Below are 15254 nucleotides of genomic sequence, written 5' to 3' on the forward strand. Positions count from 1 at the left end.
TGCAAGAGACGATTTTTTTATGGTTTCAGCTTTTCTAAATATGTTACGGCATCTGAAAATGAATCTACAGGTACAATTTTCATATCACTGTTTATTTTTTTAGCTGTCTTCACTGCTTCTCGGTAGTTAGAGCCCGCAGCCCCTTTTTCATTTGGTGCAAAGAAGATCTCTGCTCCTTCTTTATCTGCGGCTACAATTTTTTGCGAAATACCTCCGATTGGTCCTACCTCTCCTTTATCATTGATAGTCCCTGTACCTGCAACGCGATGACCTTTTGTCATGTCCTCTTTAACAAGCTGATTATAAATTTCAAGCGAGAACATCAGTCCTGCTGAAGGCCCTCCTATTTTTTCAGTATCAATATGTATATCGGGCTTAACTTTTAATTCTTGGTTCGTTTCTAAGGCAATTCCTAGCCCTACTCGTTTCGGCTCGTCAGGAAATGCTTTAACTTTTAGAGTATGTTTGCTTTCTTTGCCATCTCTTTTTACATAAATTGATACTGAATCTCCTGCTTTTTTAGTCGTTACGTAGTTGATTAAGTCCTCAGCAGTTTGAATTTTTTTCTCGTCTACTTTCGTCACTACATCTCCAACATGAAGTTTTCCATGTGCAGGCATATTTTCTACGACATATGTAACATATACGCCTTTATTGAGATAGGAAACGCTCTTTCCAGCTGCTTCGTATGCTACTGAAATAGCGGCATTTTTTGACGTATCCATCATATGTAATTGCCTTGTCGAGTAATCTTCATCGCTTTCACCTTGCTGCAAAATTTGCTTTGTAGGGAAAATTTCATGAAAGTCCTGTATTTTCGCAAGACCATATGAAAGAGGAGTTGCTCTACCCATTCTTACAGTTGTAAGCATAAACGTCCCTTTTTCATGGTATCCATTTTCTACCTTAATAATAGGCGCAAGTTCTTCTGCCATTCCAGGCTTTGTAATGTAGTACGGCAAAGGATAAAAACAAAGCATTGCCACCACTGCAATAACAGCCAAATATACCAAAATTCTAATTCTAGATTTCACTTTTTTTGTTCTCCTTCCAATGATCAATTGCTTGTAGGATAGAAGGCAACTGCTCATGTGCTGCTTGTTCACCAATTGAAATCATTTCTTGAATGTTTGTAAACGCTCGGGAACTAAAAGTATCGAGATTAGGACGAATCATAATGTCTGAAGCAATGGTCCGATGAGCTACTAGCTCATCTTGCAAAATATCTAAACTTTGCATAATGACATCAAAAATGGAGCTGATTTCTGCATTCACTTTCGCTTTTGATACATCGACTCCAATGACAATATCAGATCCCATTTCTTTTACAACCGATACAGGAATACGGTCCACTACCCCGCCGTCTACAAGCAATCGTCCATCAATTACTTCGGGAGCAAAGATTCCTGGAATTGAAATACTTGCTCTCACCGCTTCAGCAATAGGTCCTTTTTTAAACACCACTTTCTCTCCTGTTTTCAAATCTGTCGCTACAATGGCAAACGGTATAGATAGCTGTTCAATGGTTCTATTTTGCGTAAAGGTGCGAACCAACGATTTCACCCTGTTGCCCGTAATAAATCCCATTTTAGGCACCGTAAAATCCAAATAATACTTTCGTTTGAACGTTAGCGCCATTTTATAAAGAGTTGCCAGTTCAATACCTGACGCATATAGTGCACCAACTAAAGCTCCCATGCTGCTGCCAGCTAGAAAATCAATAGGAATGTTATTTTCTGTTAGTGTTTTGATTACTCCTAAATGTGCAAAACCTCTAGCTCCACCTGAGCCTAACGCAACTCCTATTTTTGGGCTTTCCACTTTACCTGCCCCCTCGTTTGACCTTATAGACTTCTAAAAATGTAAAAACATTTGATGAGCTTCTCTATCATTGTTGCCCTGTCTTCGGTAGGACTATTCTTCATTTTCTATTTGTTCATTTAGTATGAAGCTAAAGATATGTTTTGCTCAATACACGGTGGTTATTAAGCATTATACTATACTGAAGGCTGTTTTAAGAAATTCTTACTCTTCGCTTGCTGCGTATACGTTTTTTTACTCCTTGACTATCCTAGAAGTGCATTGATTTATATATATGAATTGTATTTCCAAATGTGACAAGACGCCTTTTTATTCAGTATGAATTTATTTTCTCCTTACTCATAGGCATAAAGTCGATGCATAGCTTCGTATATTGATATATAGAAGAACTTGTACCTTTGCCTAAAACTCCTCATTTCATTCATATCAAAATGACGTGAGCTTAGAAAAGGAGATGAATCGTTCGTTGAATAAATCGATGGTGAAAACACTTCTGCTCGGGACGAGCGTAACGCTTCTCGCTATTGCGCTTATTGTATATCCAAAAGAAGCGCTAGAAGGTTCAGTAAGAGGTCTCAACACATGGTGGAAGGTCGTCTTTCCTTCTCTGCTGCCCTTTTTTATTGTTTCAGAAATGCTTATTGGGTTTGGCGTAGTGAAGTTTATTGGGATCATATTAGAGCCGTTTATGAGGCCTTTATTCCGAGTACCTGGAGTAGGTGGTTTTGCTTTAGCAATGGGCATGGCTTCTGGTTTTCCTTCAGGTGCAAAAATCACTTCCCGGCTGCGTCAAGAAAAACAGCTAACAGCTATCGAAGCTGAAAGACTCGTATCATTTACTAACTCATCTAACCCTATTTTTATTTTTGGGGCTGTGGCAGTTGGCTTTTTTCACAATCCAGCTGTCGGTATCATATTAGCTCTCTCTCATTACATAGGGAATATTTGTGTAGGACTGGTGATGCGTTTTTATGGATCAGCAAAACCGAAAGGACAAGTAACTCAAAAACCTTCTTTATCGTTAGCTTTTCATGAAATGCATAAAACGCGTTTAAAAGATAAGCGTCCTATCGGGAAGCTTCTAGGAGATGCAGTTACTTCTGCTGTTCAATCTCTCTTAATGATTGGCGGTTTTATCATTTTATTTTCTGTATTAAACAAACTTTTATATGTTACTCATATCACGGCCGTTTTAAGCAGCGGTCTAGCTTATTTATTTTCCCTGTGCCATATAGGGACTGAACTGAGCCTTCCCTTTATTTCAGGGCTTTTTGAAATCACGCTAGGAAGCCGTCTAGCAAGTGAAGCGCCAGACACGCTGCTGTTTCATCAAATTATCATCGTTAGCTTTGTATTAGGCTTCAGCGGTTTCTCCGTTCAAGCACAAGTGGCTAGCATACTCGCCGAAACAGATATTCGATTTTTCCCATTTTTTATTGCACGCATTTTTCACGGCTGTTTTGCGGTAGTATTCACTATTTTTCTATGGGGTCCTCTTCGAGAATCCATTACTACTTTTCAAGCATCTGAAGGAGCACTGCCGGTTTTTTCTCACTTGGAGTCCGTTACGATTCTATCGCAGTGGCTAAACGTGTACGGTCCGCTCTTAACGATTTTTACGCTGTGCTGCTATATTTATATATATTCAAAACGAACGTTTCTTCATCGTTCCTAGTAAAAAAAGAACGTGACGTTTTCTTATCAACAAAGAAAACGTCACGTTCTTTTTTATCTTATTTTTGAGACAGCTGTTCAAATTTTTCCGCAAGCGCTTCTCTAACAGGGGGAGGAACTAATTCAGAAATATTCCCGCCATATTTAGCTACTTCTTTTACAATACTAGAACTTAAAAACGAGTATTGATTATTTGTCATCATAAATAACGTTTCGATTTCTTTATCTAATACGCGATTTACAGATGTGATTTGCATTTCGTACTCAAAATCCGATACTGCACGCAAACCTCTTAAAATGGTTTTTGCCTGCTTTTCTTTTGCATATTCCATTAATAATCCGCTGTACGACTCTACTACCACATTAGGAAGTGATTTTGTTACTTCTTTCAGCAAAGCTACTCGCTCTTCCCCTGTAAATAGAGGACTTTTTGAAGAGTTATTTAAAACAACCACATAAATCGTATCAAATACACTTGCGCCTCGTTTAATAATATCAAAATGCCCATTTGTAACTGGATCAAAGCTTCCTGGACAAACAGCTATACTGCCCATACGTATCCCCTTTCTACATCTAACAGCTCATTGATTTAGTCAACTGATTCTTCTTTTTTGTATGTATAAATAGAAACACCAATGATACCGTACGTTTCGCTTTTTATTTTTTCAAATAAACCAATCTCATTATCTAACTGTACATCATGAGAATGCTCCGCTACAATAATCCCTGTTTTTTCCAGAAGGTTTTCTTCACTTACCATTTCGATAAGCGCTTTCAACTTTTGTGCTTTATACGGTGGATCAAGCAAAAGTAAATCGACAGTCAGCTCCCTTTTCTTTATCGCTTTCAGTGCACGTTCTGCATCATTTCGATACACTTCAGCGCGGTCTTCTAACCGGCAAGATGCTAGATTGGCTTTAATCGTCTGAATCGCTTTGCCATCCCGATCCACAAAAATGACTTTATCTATTCCTCGGCTTAGAGCTTCAATTCCCAAGCCACCGCTTCCACCGAACAAATCAAGAGCTGTTCCACCTTCAAAAAACGGTCCAATCATATTAAAAATAGCTTCTTTCACCTTATCTGTTGTAGGGCGGGTTGAGTATCCTGGAACCGCCTTTAACGCATGGCCTTTATATAAACCTGCTACTACTCTCATCCTTATCACTACCTTACTTTTACTTCCTTATTCTTCATTATCCTAACATATTTTGAATTACAAAGACTAGCAAAAATCCTCAATTTATTCAATGCTGTATACATTCTGTGCAATAACCCAGCAGCTTGCTTTTATGCTGGACTTTTACGACCGTGTCCTTAGATACACTGATTCTTTTCTAAAAGATACACCTATGAAGATCATTCGGCATTTCGTTCATAGAAGAATTCCTTTACTTTAATATGTCATAATAAACGTAAATTTACCCTTTTCCTCTGTCATGTTATCAGTCTTTTATGTATTAAAAAGTGAATTTCACAAGACAGGTATATGAACGTTTAAAACGGACATACTTACTAGTAACAACATCATCTAACCGATGTTGTTGCCAACCGCGGAGAAGACTTACGTTTCCCCATAAGTTCTTCCTCCGGTTTCTCCTCTCCCTTTGCCTTCATCAAGGTGCTTGTAATCGCAGAGGTGATTACACCCCTTTATTGAAGGGCCCTACAATGAGTAGTTGTAGGGATTTTTTTATTTACTCTTAAAATATTCAGTGATACATTAAACTACGTGAGTTTGCTTTTTTAATACATAAAGGGGGAAATACATATGATTCAGCGTTTTATTGAGCTCGGAGAAGGGTATTCAGATATTTATGAGCTGTTAGAGATTGTCAAAAGCAACAAACACCGTCTTGCTCATCTTATTATGCTGCGAACAGTAAAAGAAGATCGACAAGTAGCTTCTTTTGTCGCTGTCTTGCATCCAACAGCTGAAGGGAATTTCCAACCGCTTTACGTTTGCCGAGAAGGAATTGTTTTAAAACAAAACGACAGCAAGCGCGTTGAGTTATTTAAACAAGCTGCTGAGGAAGCGGGAAAAGAACTTGTGGTACTCGATGTCAAACCATCTACTACATTTCCAGAAACAGCACTATACTATCAGCACCTTATTGGAATTTTGCGAATGAACCGCTTTATTCCACCAATGCAATAATCTCATCCCTGCCTATTCATTTGCTAAGGGCAAGTAAAATAAAAAAAGGAATGTGCATCACATTCCTTTTTTGTTTAAATTCCTATCTTATAGTCATATTCCTTCGCCTTATCCGGCTTTGAATTTTCGAATTCTGTTTTTAAAAACGGCCGATAAGAAGGATCTACTTTCTTCACAAAAGGTAGAGACTGAAGTTTATGGATTGTTTTTTCAATGCCATCTTGGTTGCAATATAAGACAACATACTTTAATTCTTTAGATACGTAATGTACATTTCCGTACTTTCGCAATGCTTTTGCTTGCTTAACAGAATGCACATACGCCACAATTCCTTGACGTTCAACAAACATATTTAGTTCCCCTTTTGCATACGTTATATTGGTTTTCTTTATCATAAATTCTTTTATATGAAGTAGGTGCTTTATGTATGAATTTAGATGATATCTGGATGCTCTTTCTTACTCATTTTAACGAGCACAGAGCTATTGAACAAGTCATTTTCAAAAAAATCACAAATATACCCTTTTTGTATATAAACACATCAATTAAGCGTAGAAAAATAGATGAGCTTCTAGAAGCTTCATCTATTTTTGCTACATCCAATACAAATGCTACGTGGCGCTCAACTTTTGTCAGAAGTCAGCATCTTACTTATGTTTATCAGCACAGGTTTTACGTTCCACAGCGTAAAATGGCCTGCTGCGGAAATTCCTGTGCTGATTGCGTTCGATTTATACAGTGAACGGCTTATGCGCTGCACCCACAGCTTCCACCAGATCCGCAGCCACCGCCGCAGCTGCTTCCCGTATCGAAAAACGGATTTCCCGTCGGTACTTTCACGTGTTCTGAAACAGCTTGACCAAGGATAACGCTAATTTCATCAAGCAGCTTTTGTAATTCATTTTCTGCTTTTTTGAACGCAGCGATTGTCGCGTGTAAATCAACTTGACGCTTTACATCACGTACTTGTCTCGTAATGGTTTTATAATCAGGATGATATTTTCCAAATCGCTGAACATCCTCATACTGTTCCTTTATTTTCACAAATTCAGCAATTAATGCCTGTGCATGTGAATCTTTATTTAATCTATATAAACATTGACGATAGTTCTCGGCTACGTCTGATTGTAACACCATGTTCGCTACGTGATCAGACTCATCGAGTAATTCAACAGTTCTCATTGTTGTCAGCATGGCTGTGCACCTCCGTTTTTATCTTATCACGTTTTGGATCTAAAGAAAAAGAACTTGCTAAAACAGCTTACACTGATTTACTACAAGTTCTACTTTTTAACTATATAATTTCAACCGTAAAGGTATTCCTCACTTGATAACTTTCTTCTTTAGATTTCATCAGTTCAATCGTAACAGTATGAGATCCTTTTGGAAGATCACTTAAAACAAAGGCTGCTTGCTTCATTTCTTTAAATGGTTTTCCATCTACTGTGATTTGAAGGAATCCACTCTCTGTTGAAAATGAAAACCCGCTTAGAATACATTCGACGTATACATTTTGTCCTTTCACATGCTGGTGTACCATCAGTGAAGGTTTTGTATTCATTGCACCAAACATTTCAGCTGCCCGCGGTTGAGAGGAAATTTTAGTTTCAGGTTTTGGTTTATCATGGTTGCATCCTAGCAGAGAAACTACACATAAGGCCGTCGTTAATAGTAAGCGCATAATACCATTCCTTTATCATTCGTTTCTCCATAGTGTTTACAAACTCTTTATTTTTACTCATGACGTGCAAAAATCTCTGCATCGCTATGTATGCAGAGATCATTGATTTTTCATGGACTGAAACATATGAAACATCATGTTTGCCATTTGAATCGAATTCGAAAACTTTTCGACTTTATGAGGAATCGTTTGTTTGTAGTAGTGCTTGGATTCTAATTCAAATTTCTCCAGTTCTTCAGGATTTCTAGATAAACGCCGGTACCACATTGGCTGTTCACGAACGAAGTCGTTGAGTTTAGGACGAGACTGCATATACTCGTATATATCTTTTCTCATTGCGTTTAATCTTTCCTAAAGCCAAATGGATTCCCTGGCCCGGAAGCTGCTCCTCCACCGGATGGCTTAGATGGCTGAAATTGCTGCAGTACTTGTTGAATATTGGAAATAGCTGAATTTACATTTGTGATATGATTTTGCATTTGATTCAAGTCCATGTTTTTCAGCGAGGATACAATTGTACCCATAATATCTTTTTTCTCCTCTGTTGCAGCAGCTGGTTCAGCCTTTGCACTTTCTTCTGAACGATATGCCTCCCACATTGGATCTTCTGCACCGAATAAATACCAATCTTCATAAAGCTCTTTCCACGTTTTTTGCTGCTTTCGAACCTGTTCTACTAATTTGGGATGTGATTTTACAAATTGTTTAAATTCCACAACGGACGGATGAAGCTCTCGTTTGGTTTCCTTCACAGTCACTCACCTCATACTTAAATATAGCCTACTATATCTTAGAAAAAGAGAGCTCGTTTCGTGCGCCTATTTCAAAAAATTTTTATAGCTGTTTTTTTGAAGAAGCACGAACTGTGAACCAGTATGTAATGAAAATAGATAAAATGCTTAGCCAAAATGTAAAATAACCAATTTCAGACATATACGCATTGAGCATGCTGTATCTTGGCATCATAGAAAAAACGTAATCAATGATATCATTATGTACAGCCCATACAGCGGCAACAGCTACATGCCATAATTTAATCCGGTAAAACGGTACGTACAAAAGCCCTTGAAAAGCCATTGCTGCATGAGAAGCCATTAACATAAGCATCATCCAATCAATGTATCCTGTTAGCACATAGACCAATACATTCATTACGACGGCCCAAATCCCGTATTTAAACAGCGTGATCATTGCTAAAGCTTCAAACAGTGAAAAATGCTTTCCAAGTAAAAGACCGATAAGTACAATAACAAAAAACAAGCTTGCCGTTGGACTATCAGGCACAAATAATAAAAACTTCTTAGGTGTTTCCGCTAATTGACTTCCATACCAAATATATCCGTAGATTGTTCCTAATATATTCACAATTAGCAAAAGCGTTAAAAAACGCTTATCTTTTAAGGTATACCATAACCAAGCCATTTAGAAAGTCTCCTTTACATTTGCTCTCTTCTTTATTATGTACAGTTTTTGGACAATAGCAAGCATCTATCTCATTGATGTAAAACACAGCATTAAACAAATTCAAAAAAACCAGCCCTTTGGCTGGTTTTCATTATTCTTTTCCTAGGTTGCCGACAAACTCCGAGAGCGTTTTCAATTCTTTATCTGAACCTTTGAAAACACCTTTTGGCATATTGCCTCTACCATTTTTTGCGATCTTGGCGATTTCCTCAGGAGATAAATCAATTCCTGTTAAAGCCGGAGCTGCAGGACCTCCCTGTAAGTTATCACCATGACAGGTTAAGCACGTTTGCTTTTGCATGATTTTGTAGCCTTCTGAATTTTTGTCAATCGCTACTTCTTCTCTAATTTTCCCTTGCTCTTCACGTGCTTTCCAGTCCACCTGTGTCGCTGATTGCCACGTTAGGAAATAGACTGCTGCTATAGCCAAAAGCATGAATCCTGTTGCAAACGGCCTCTTAGCTGGTCTTCTTTCTGGTCCTCGATCAATGAACGGAGCAAGCGTTAATGCGCCAAATGCAATCCCTGGAATAATAAATGCACCTATAATATTATATGGACCAGAAGCAAATGAATATTTAAGCAATTGATATAGGAACAAAAAATACCAGTCAGGAAGAGGCAAGTACCCCGTATCAGTCGGATCGGCAATACGTTCAAGAGGAGATGGATGAGCGATGGTTAAACATAGATAACCGATTAAAAAAACTGCCCCTACCATCCATTCTTTTAGTAAAAAGTTTGGCCAGAATGCTTCTGTTTTCCCTGGAAATTCAGAGTAATCTTTTGGAATATTGGGTTTTCGTTCTGCAGGAACACGTGAATCTCCAACAAACTTCATCCCTTTACCACGATGCATGTTCTCCCTCCTTTTTCTCACTGTTCTAGTGAAAGTACTAACAACGGAGTATGTGCTTGATGCATATGATGACTAGTGTGATTGAATACTTGAATAAAGCGTATAAAATTTTATAGTGGTCCTGAAATTCCTTGTTTACGAATCATTAAGAAGTGGGCACCCATTAAGCCAAGTAGGGCTCCGGGTAAAAAGAATACGTGAATGGCGAAAAAGCGAGTTAGTGTTTGAGCACCAACGATGTCTGGATGTCCTGAGAGTAATGTCTTCACTTGCTGGCCTATAATTGGTGTGGATTCAGCAATTTGCAAACCTACTTTCGTTGCAAATAGCGCTTTCATATCCCACGGCAACAAATAACCTGTAAAACCTAAACCTAACATAACAAAGAAAATTAACACACCCACAACCCAGTTTAACTCGCGGGGTTTTTTGTATGCTCCTTGGAAGAAAACACGAAGTGTATGTAAAAACATCATGACGATAACCAAACTTGCTCCCCAGTGATGCATACCTCGAACAATTTGTCCGAAAGCGACTTCATTTTGCAAATAATAAACAGATTCCCATGCATTTTTTATATCTGGTACATAATACATGGTTAAAAACATGCCTGATAAAATTTGAATAACGGTAACAAAAAACGTTAATCCACCAAAACAATACACAAATGCTGAAAAGTGATGTGCAGGATTTACATGCTCTGGCACTTCATGATCGGCCACATCTCGCCATAAAGGAGTAATATCTAGCCGTTCATCCACCCAGTCATAGATTTTATTCAACATTTTCTATGCCCCTCCTTGTGGTTTGGCTTTTCCTAGATATAACGTACCGCCTTTTACTTTTTGAACGTATACATCTAACGGTCCCATCGGTGGTGTCCCCGGTACATTTTTACCGCTTTTTTCATACATTCCCCCATGACAAGGGCAGTAGAAACGGTGTGGATAGTTTTTGTCACCAGCCCAGTTAACCGTACAGCCTAAATGCTTACAAATTGGTGATAGCGCGACGATTTCACCTTTATCAGTTTTGTACACCCAAGCCGATCTTGGCTCTTCTGATTTATGCCACGCATCCACTTGCTTGATTTTAAAATCGACACGTTTCGGCTCTTTTGTAATGTCTTTAACCTGCGCTACAGCTACTAAATCCTGACCCGCTTCTTTTTCTAAAATTGGATCTACTGCAAAGCGCACCATTGGCATTAACATTCCAGCAGCCATGAATCCCCCTACACCAGTGAGCGTATAGTTTAAAAACTGTCGTCTTGATACCCGATCACCCATGCTTTTCCCCCTTTAAAAAAGTTCAGTCCAGAGAATTTTGGACACATGATGAACCATTCTATTAAACTAGGACATAATCATGATATATTAATATTTCTGGAAGGTCAATACAATAAAAACCTAAAACATGGAAATAATCTTTATTTTTCTAAATTTTTCGTCATTATTTTGTTTGCGCTTCCATTACTTATTCTACAGTCTTTTTAAACACTCCATTTCTCTACAAAAATCGGTAAGAGCTGTTGAACTTGTTCATGTATGAGCGTATACTTATGCGACTCATCTATATGCTCAAGCGGTAAAGCAGGTATCCAAATGCAGTGCGCCCCTATTTCTTTTTCAAACTGCAGCCAGTCTCGATCGCTAGTAAGCACAAAAAGATGTTTGACTTCATTGTCATTTATATGCTCATTCCAACGAAGTAATGTTTCATAAACAGCAGCTACTCCATCTTTTTTTAAGTATGTAAAACTAGGTGTTAAAATCACTCTTCCTTTAAATTGCCTCTCTAACTCTTCAGTAAGAGCAGTCGTATATTCACTCATAGATGCAGTAAGCTTTAAATCTTCTCCGAAATCAATCGGAATGAGTGGAACCAATACGGTATCAACATAACTTTTGGATTGTAGGTACACATCCATTTCCTTGGCCTGAAGCTTCAACTTCCTTCTCCTCTCAGCAAGCCTGCTAAAGCTTGTCTTATTTATTTTCCAAAATGAATAAGGAGATAAAAAAAGAGATTGACCTTTTTCTAAGAAGCTAGCCAATCCCTCGTTTATCTACTGTACATAATGGTTATTTAAATATTCGCTTAAGCGCTGAAATTCCTCTTTATCGTTTTCATCTAATGCTTTATCAATTAGTTCCATGATTTTTGATCGCTGAAACTTCTGAATAGATTCTTCCAATATTTGCTCAGCTAATACTCTGTCTTTTTCATTTGTTTGATTAGCTTTTGGCATATACGGATTGTCTTCCAGTACAGCCACATATTGAGGCGATGAATACAACGATCGGAAGTTTAATTGAATATAAATGTCTTCTTCTCGATTCAAACGAATATCATGAAATGATTTTTCTGCATCGGTTGTCATGATATTTTCTTTATAAAAACGAAATGGAGGGTCTTCCACACAGTGCGTAGACATCACCATCCCGCGAGGACAAAACTGTGCTTGCTCAACGAAGTGAACTCGTTTCATCAATTGATCATGGCTCATCAAATAATTTAAAATCCATACACATTCTCTTCGCTTCAGCTGATAATTCGTTAAAAACCAGCGAACAAATTCTTTTTTCTCGTTGACAGTAACAGGGGTCGTCATATTCTCACTTCCCTCCTCTGTGTTTAAACTCTCAGTTAAAACACCTTTTACAGTTATTTATTCCACACGGCAGCAATAAAATCCTCTGAACTATTATTTATTCTTCTAATTGAAATAATATGTCTTGAATTTCATCTACTGTTGGATCCATTGCTAATAAGGCTTGGAAAATCCCCTTCGCTTTTGAGCGCTGTCCTTCTTCTAATAAGAAGTAGCCATACTCTTCTAAAAACGCATACTCTTCTTTAAAAACAGTGTATGCAGATTCGTAGTATTTTAGCGCTTCTTCATAATTTTCTAATTCCTGGTGAGCTTTTGCTAAATCCCATTCAAAATGAGGGTCATGCTCATTATATTCTTTGGCGTGCTCGATATTCTCTACTACATCTTCATATCTCCCTTGACTCATATAAAGTTTAGAGAGAGTTAAAATGGCTTCAATATACCCTGGATCTAGTGCAATCGCTTGTTGAAATGCCGATTCAGCCTCTTCTTCTAGACCGCGCTTTAATGCTATCTTCCCTTTAAAAAAGTAAAGTTCTTTTTGAAATTCATCCTGCGCAATACCTTCGTTGACAGCCACCGCAGCCTCTTCTAGCATCTCTTCATGTTCATATGATTTTGCTAAATATAAATAAAGAGAATGGTACTCACGGTCTAGCTCTTTTAGTTCTGTGAACTTTTCAATAGCGGTCTGATAATGACCTGCTTGATACGCTGAAATCGCATATTCAAATAGTGTGTTAATCTCAAGCTTATCTTTCAGCGCTTGATCAAAGTAAGGAAGCGCTTCTTCGAACTGGCCGATACCTGCTAAACTTTCAGCTAATCGCTGACGAAGATCCGTGCCGTTAAATTCTTTTTCTGTTTTTAGCAGCGTTTGATAAAAAGGAATCGCCTTTTGATAAATTCCTTGACTGCTGTAAAATTCACCGAGCCCAAAATCTATAACCGGCTCATTTGGAAGCATTTTTTTCGCTTCCATTAACTTTTGCTCACTTACTTCACTAAGGCCTTGCATTTGATATAAGTCAGCTACAAGAAGCAGAGCTGGCACGTAGTTATCATCTTCGCTACTAATTTGATTTAAAATATGAATTGCTTCTTCTTCTTCTTCTAAATCAATAAGCATTTCAGCTTTTAATAAATACAACTCGCCTTCTTCTGGATATTTAGCGATGAGCTCGTCTATTAAAGGCAGCGCATCATTTACTAGCCCCCACTCCTGAAGCTGTTCAGCCATTAAAAATTTTTCTTCGTCTGTAGCTTTATCTTTCAATTCATGAATAAGGGCAAGACCTTTTTCAATTTCATTGGATTCTACGTAACCTATCGCGCGGTCTAGTTCTTTCACACACAATTCTCCTTTATTATTACATTCACTTTTTATATACAAATAAAACGAATTAATTTTCTATTTTTCCAAACCGAAGCAAGAACACACGCTTCTATACACCATGATAAAATAGTTTGAGCGTTTGTTCAACAAATCAATTTGAATACGCTTGCATTTTTCGAATAAAAACGAGATTGAGACATGACTACATTAATCAACAGCTAGAAGCACCTACATACATGAGACCTACGTTCACCCTAACAATAAAAATCCGAACGAGTTTGATTCTCTATCAAGAATATCAATTCATCGTTCGGATTTTCCTTCAACCAAAATGCGTTTGTTCCAGCCTCTTTCTTATTCGCTTAGTTTATCAAGATCTTCAAAAAAAGTAGGATAGGAGACGTGAATAGCTTCACTTCTCATTAGTGTTACCTCTCCCGTTGCAATGGCTGCTGCGACCGCAAGCATCATTCCAATTCGATGATCTCCATAGCTGTCTACTTCACCGCTTTGTAGAGCCGTCTTGCCTTCAATGATGAGGCCATCAGCTGTTGGAGTAACAGAGGCACCGAGCTTGCTTAACTCCCTTGCAACCGTATCGATACGGTTCGTTTCTTTTACTTTTAATTCTTCGGCATCTTTAATAACTGTTTTCCCATTCGCCTGAGTCGCCAAAAGAGCGATCACTGGAATTTCATCAATTAAACGAGGAATTAAATCCCCCCAATTTCAATCCCTTTCAACTGAGACGTTTCAATCGTCAAATCGCCAATAGGCTCTCCATTTTGAATACGTTCATTAGAAATTGTAAGGCGTGCACCCATTTGCTCAAGCACATCAATAATACCTGTTCTTGTAGGATTGAGTCCGACGTTTTTCAAAACGATTCGGCTGTTTGGAACAATGGCTCCTGCAACAAGAAAGAACGCGGCTGAAGAAATGTCACCAGGTACGTATACATCCGTTCCGCGCAGAGATTGTCCTCCTTCAATGCTTACAGTCGTTCCATCTACCTCTACGTCTACTCCAAAGGCGCGAAGCATACGCTCTGTATGGTCCCGTGATGTAAAAGGCTCGGTTACTTTTGTTGTGCCTTCCGCATGAAGTCCCGCTAGTAAAATCGCTGATTTCACTTGTGCACTTGCTACAGGAGAATGGTAATGAATTGCTTTTAAAGCTCCTCCTCGAGTGGATAAAGGCGTATATTGGCCGTGCTCACGCCCATCAATCTTTGCACCCATAGAGCGCAGGGGCACCGTAACGCGGCTCATAGGACGCTTGGCAATCGACTCATCTCCAATTAGAGACGTATGAAATGGCACACCTGCAAGAATCCCAAGCATTAAACGAGTAGTCGTTCCTGAATTTCCTACATCTAGGATGGAAGTAGGTTCACTTAACCCTTCGATACCTTTACCTTCCACTTCGACATACTCGCCTTCTCTTTTAATCGATACGCCCATCTTTTCAAAACACGAAATCGTACTTAAGCAATCTTCCCCTGCTAAAAAATGATTAATCGTTGTTTTCCCTTCTGCCATCGCTCCGAACATCACAGCTCTGTGAGAAATCGATTTATCTCCAGGAATAGAAATTTCTCCTTGGAGAGATGAAAGATTAGTTTTTAATTGTTTTCCACTCATT

19 protein-coding genes and 1 pseudogene are annotated in these 15254 nt (G+C 38.4%); 3 read left to right on the forward strand and 17 right to left on the reverse strand.

The window, feature by feature from the left end:
* Nucleotides 1-17: 17 nt before the first annotated feature.
* Together Q5794_RS21960 and Q5794_RS21965 are read right to left on the reverse strand one after the other, a co-directional pair.
* Nucleotides 18-1034, reverse strand: a complete 1017-nt coding sequence (locus tag Q5794_RS21960) for a SepM family pheromone-processing serine protease (RefSeq protein ID WP_311591371.1) — start codon at nt 1032-1034, stop codon at nt 18-20.
* A complete protein-coding gene (locus tag Q5794_RS21965; protein ID WP_013058980.1) occupies nt 1024-1821 on the reverse strand; it encodes a patatin-like phospholipase family protein in 798 nt (265 codons plus the stop codon). Before Q5794_RS21965 ends, Q5794_RS21960 begins: the two co-directional genes overlap by 11 nt.
* A 466-nt stretch (nt 1822-2287) precedes the next feature.
* On the opposite strand from Q5794_RS21965, the gene ylbJ reads away from it, so the two are divergent.
* The gene (ylbJ, locus tag Q5794_RS21970) at nt 2288-3496 is read left to right on the forward strand and encodes a sporulation integral membrane protein YlbJ (RefSeq protein WP_214984382.1); all 1209 of its coding nucleotides are present in this window, start codon (nt 2288-2290) and stop codon (nt 3494-3496) included.
* A gap of 58 nt (nt 3497-3554) precedes the next feature.
* Here ylbJ and coaD read toward each other — a convergent pair whose 3' ends face one another.
* Both coaD and rsmD read right to left on the reverse strand, forming a co-directional pair.
* Entirely contained in the window at nt 3555-4049 is a 495-nt protein-coding gene (coaD, locus tag Q5794_RS21975; protein ID WP_192996179.1) for a pantetheine-phosphate adenylyltransferase, read from the reverse strand.
* A gap of 35 nt (nt 4050-4084) precedes the next feature.
* Entirely contained in the window at nt 4085-4654 is a 570-nt protein-coding gene (gene rsmD / locus Q5794_RS21980; RefSeq protein WP_374988428.1) for a 16S rRNA (guanine(966)-N(2))-methyltransferase RsmD, read from the reverse strand.
* Between the two features lie 612 nt (nt 4655-5266).
* On the opposite strand from rsmD, the gene Q5794_RS21985 reads away from it, so the two are divergent.
* Complete coding sequence (locus Q5794_RS21985) at nt 5267-5653, forward strand: methylthioribose kinase (protein WP_214984381.1); 387 nt, start codon at nt 5267-5269, stop codon at nt 5651-5653.
* Between the two features lie 74 nt (nt 5654-5727).
* On the opposite strand, the gene Q5794_RS21990 is transcribed toward Q5794_RS21985, so the two are convergent.
* Nucleotides 5728-6003: a YlbG family protein gene (locus tag Q5794_RS21990; RefSeq protein ID WP_013058985.1), complete on the reverse strand. Its 276-nt coding sequence runs from the start codon at nt 6001-6003 to the stop codon at nt 5728-5730.
* A gap of 77 nt (nt 6004-6080) precedes the next feature.
* Here Q5794_RS21990 and Q5794_RS21995 point away from each other — a divergent pair, with 77 nt between their 5' ends.
* Nucleotides 6081-6395 carry a hypothetical protein gene (locus tag Q5794_RS21995; protein ID WP_129704574.1) on the forward strand — a complete coding sequence of 105 codons (315 nt, stop codon included), beginning with the start codon at nt 6081-6083 and terminating at the stop codon, nt 6393-6395.
* Between the two features lie 5 nt (nt 6396-6400).
* On the opposite strand, the gene Q5794_RS22000 is transcribed toward Q5794_RS21995, so the two are convergent.
* The 12 genes and pseudogenes from Q5794_RS22000 to aroA form a co-directional block, all read right to left on the reverse strand.
* A complete protein-coding gene (locus Q5794_RS22000) occupies nt 6401-6847 on the reverse strand; it encodes a YlbF family regulator (protein WP_028410752.1) in 447 nt (148 codons plus the stop codon).
* A gap of 100 nt (nt 6848-6947) precedes the next feature.
* Nucleotides 6948-7334, reverse strand: coding sequence for a hypothetical protein (locus Q5794_RS22005; protein ID WP_214984380.1), 387 nt, complete (start codon nt 7332-7334; stop codon nt 6948-6950).
* A 99-nt stretch (nt 7335-7433) separates the two neighbouring features.
* Nucleotides 7434-7670 carry a YlbE-like family protein gene (locus Q5794_RS22010; protein WP_013058988.1) on the reverse strand — a complete coding sequence of 79 codons (237 nt, stop codon included), beginning with the start codon at nt 7668-7670 and terminating at the stop codon, nt 7434-7436.
* Nucleotides 7671-7675: 5 nt separating this feature from the next.
* Nucleotides 7676-8086, reverse strand: coding sequence for a YlbD family protein (locus Q5794_RS22015; protein ID WP_013058989.1), 411 nt, complete (start codon nt 8084-8086; stop codon nt 7676-7678).
* A gap of 82 nt (nt 8087-8168) precedes the next feature.
* Complete coding sequence (locus Q5794_RS22020) at nt 8169-8756, reverse strand: DUF1405 domain-containing protein (protein WP_013058990.1); 588 nt, start codon at nt 8754-8756, stop codon at nt 8169-8171.
* Nucleotides 8757-8889: 133 nt separating this feature from the next.
* On the reverse strand, nt 8890-9657 hold the full coding sequence (locus Q5794_RS22025) for a c-type cytochrome (RefSeq protein WP_374988429.1): 768 nt from the start codon (nt 9655-9657) through the stop codon (nt 8890-8892).
* A 110-nt stretch (nt 9658-9767) separates the two neighbouring features.
* Entirely contained in the window at nt 9768-10442 is a 675-nt protein-coding gene (gene qcrB / locus Q5794_RS22030) for a menaquinol-cytochrome c reductase cytochrome b subunit (protein ID WP_098599811.1), read from the reverse strand.
* 3 nt (nt 10443-10445) lie between these two features.
* Nucleotides 10446-10946, reverse strand: a complete 501-nt coding sequence (locus tag Q5794_RS22035; RefSeq protein ID WP_013058993.1) for a ubiquinol-cytochrome c reductase iron-sulfur subunit — start codon at nt 10944-10946, stop codon at nt 10446-10448.
* Between the two features lie 203 nt (nt 10947-11149).
* The gene (locus Q5794_RS22040; protein WP_225049502.1) at nt 11150-11608 is read right to left on the reverse strand and encodes a YpiF family protein; all 459 of its coding nucleotides are present in this window, start codon (nt 11606-11608) and stop codon (nt 11150-11152) included.
* Nucleotides 11609-11725: 117 nt separating this feature from the next.
* The gene (locus Q5794_RS22045) at nt 11726-12271 is read right to left on the reverse strand and encodes a ReoY family proteolytic degradation factor (protein ID WP_013058996.1); all 546 of its coding nucleotides are present in this window, start codon (nt 12269-12271) and stop codon (nt 11726-11728) included.
* A gap of 97 nt (nt 12272-12368) precedes the next feature.
* Nucleotides 12369-13625, reverse strand: a complete 1257-nt coding sequence (locus Q5794_RS22050) for a tetratricopeptide repeat protein (RefSeq protein ID WP_374988430.1) — start codon at nt 13623-13625, stop codon at nt 12369-12371.
* A 339-nt stretch (nt 13626-13964) separates the two neighbouring features.
* Nucleotides 13965-15253, reverse strand: a pseudogene (gene aroA / locus Q5794_RS22055) (3-phosphoshikimate 1-carboxyvinyltransferase).
* Between the last annotated feature and the right edge of the window lies 1 nt (nt 15254).

The sequence above is a fragment of the Priestia megaterium genome (genome assembly GCF_041941685.1).
GTDB lineage: Bacteria > Bacillota > Bacilli > Bacillales > Bacillaceae_H > Priestia > Priestia megaterium_C.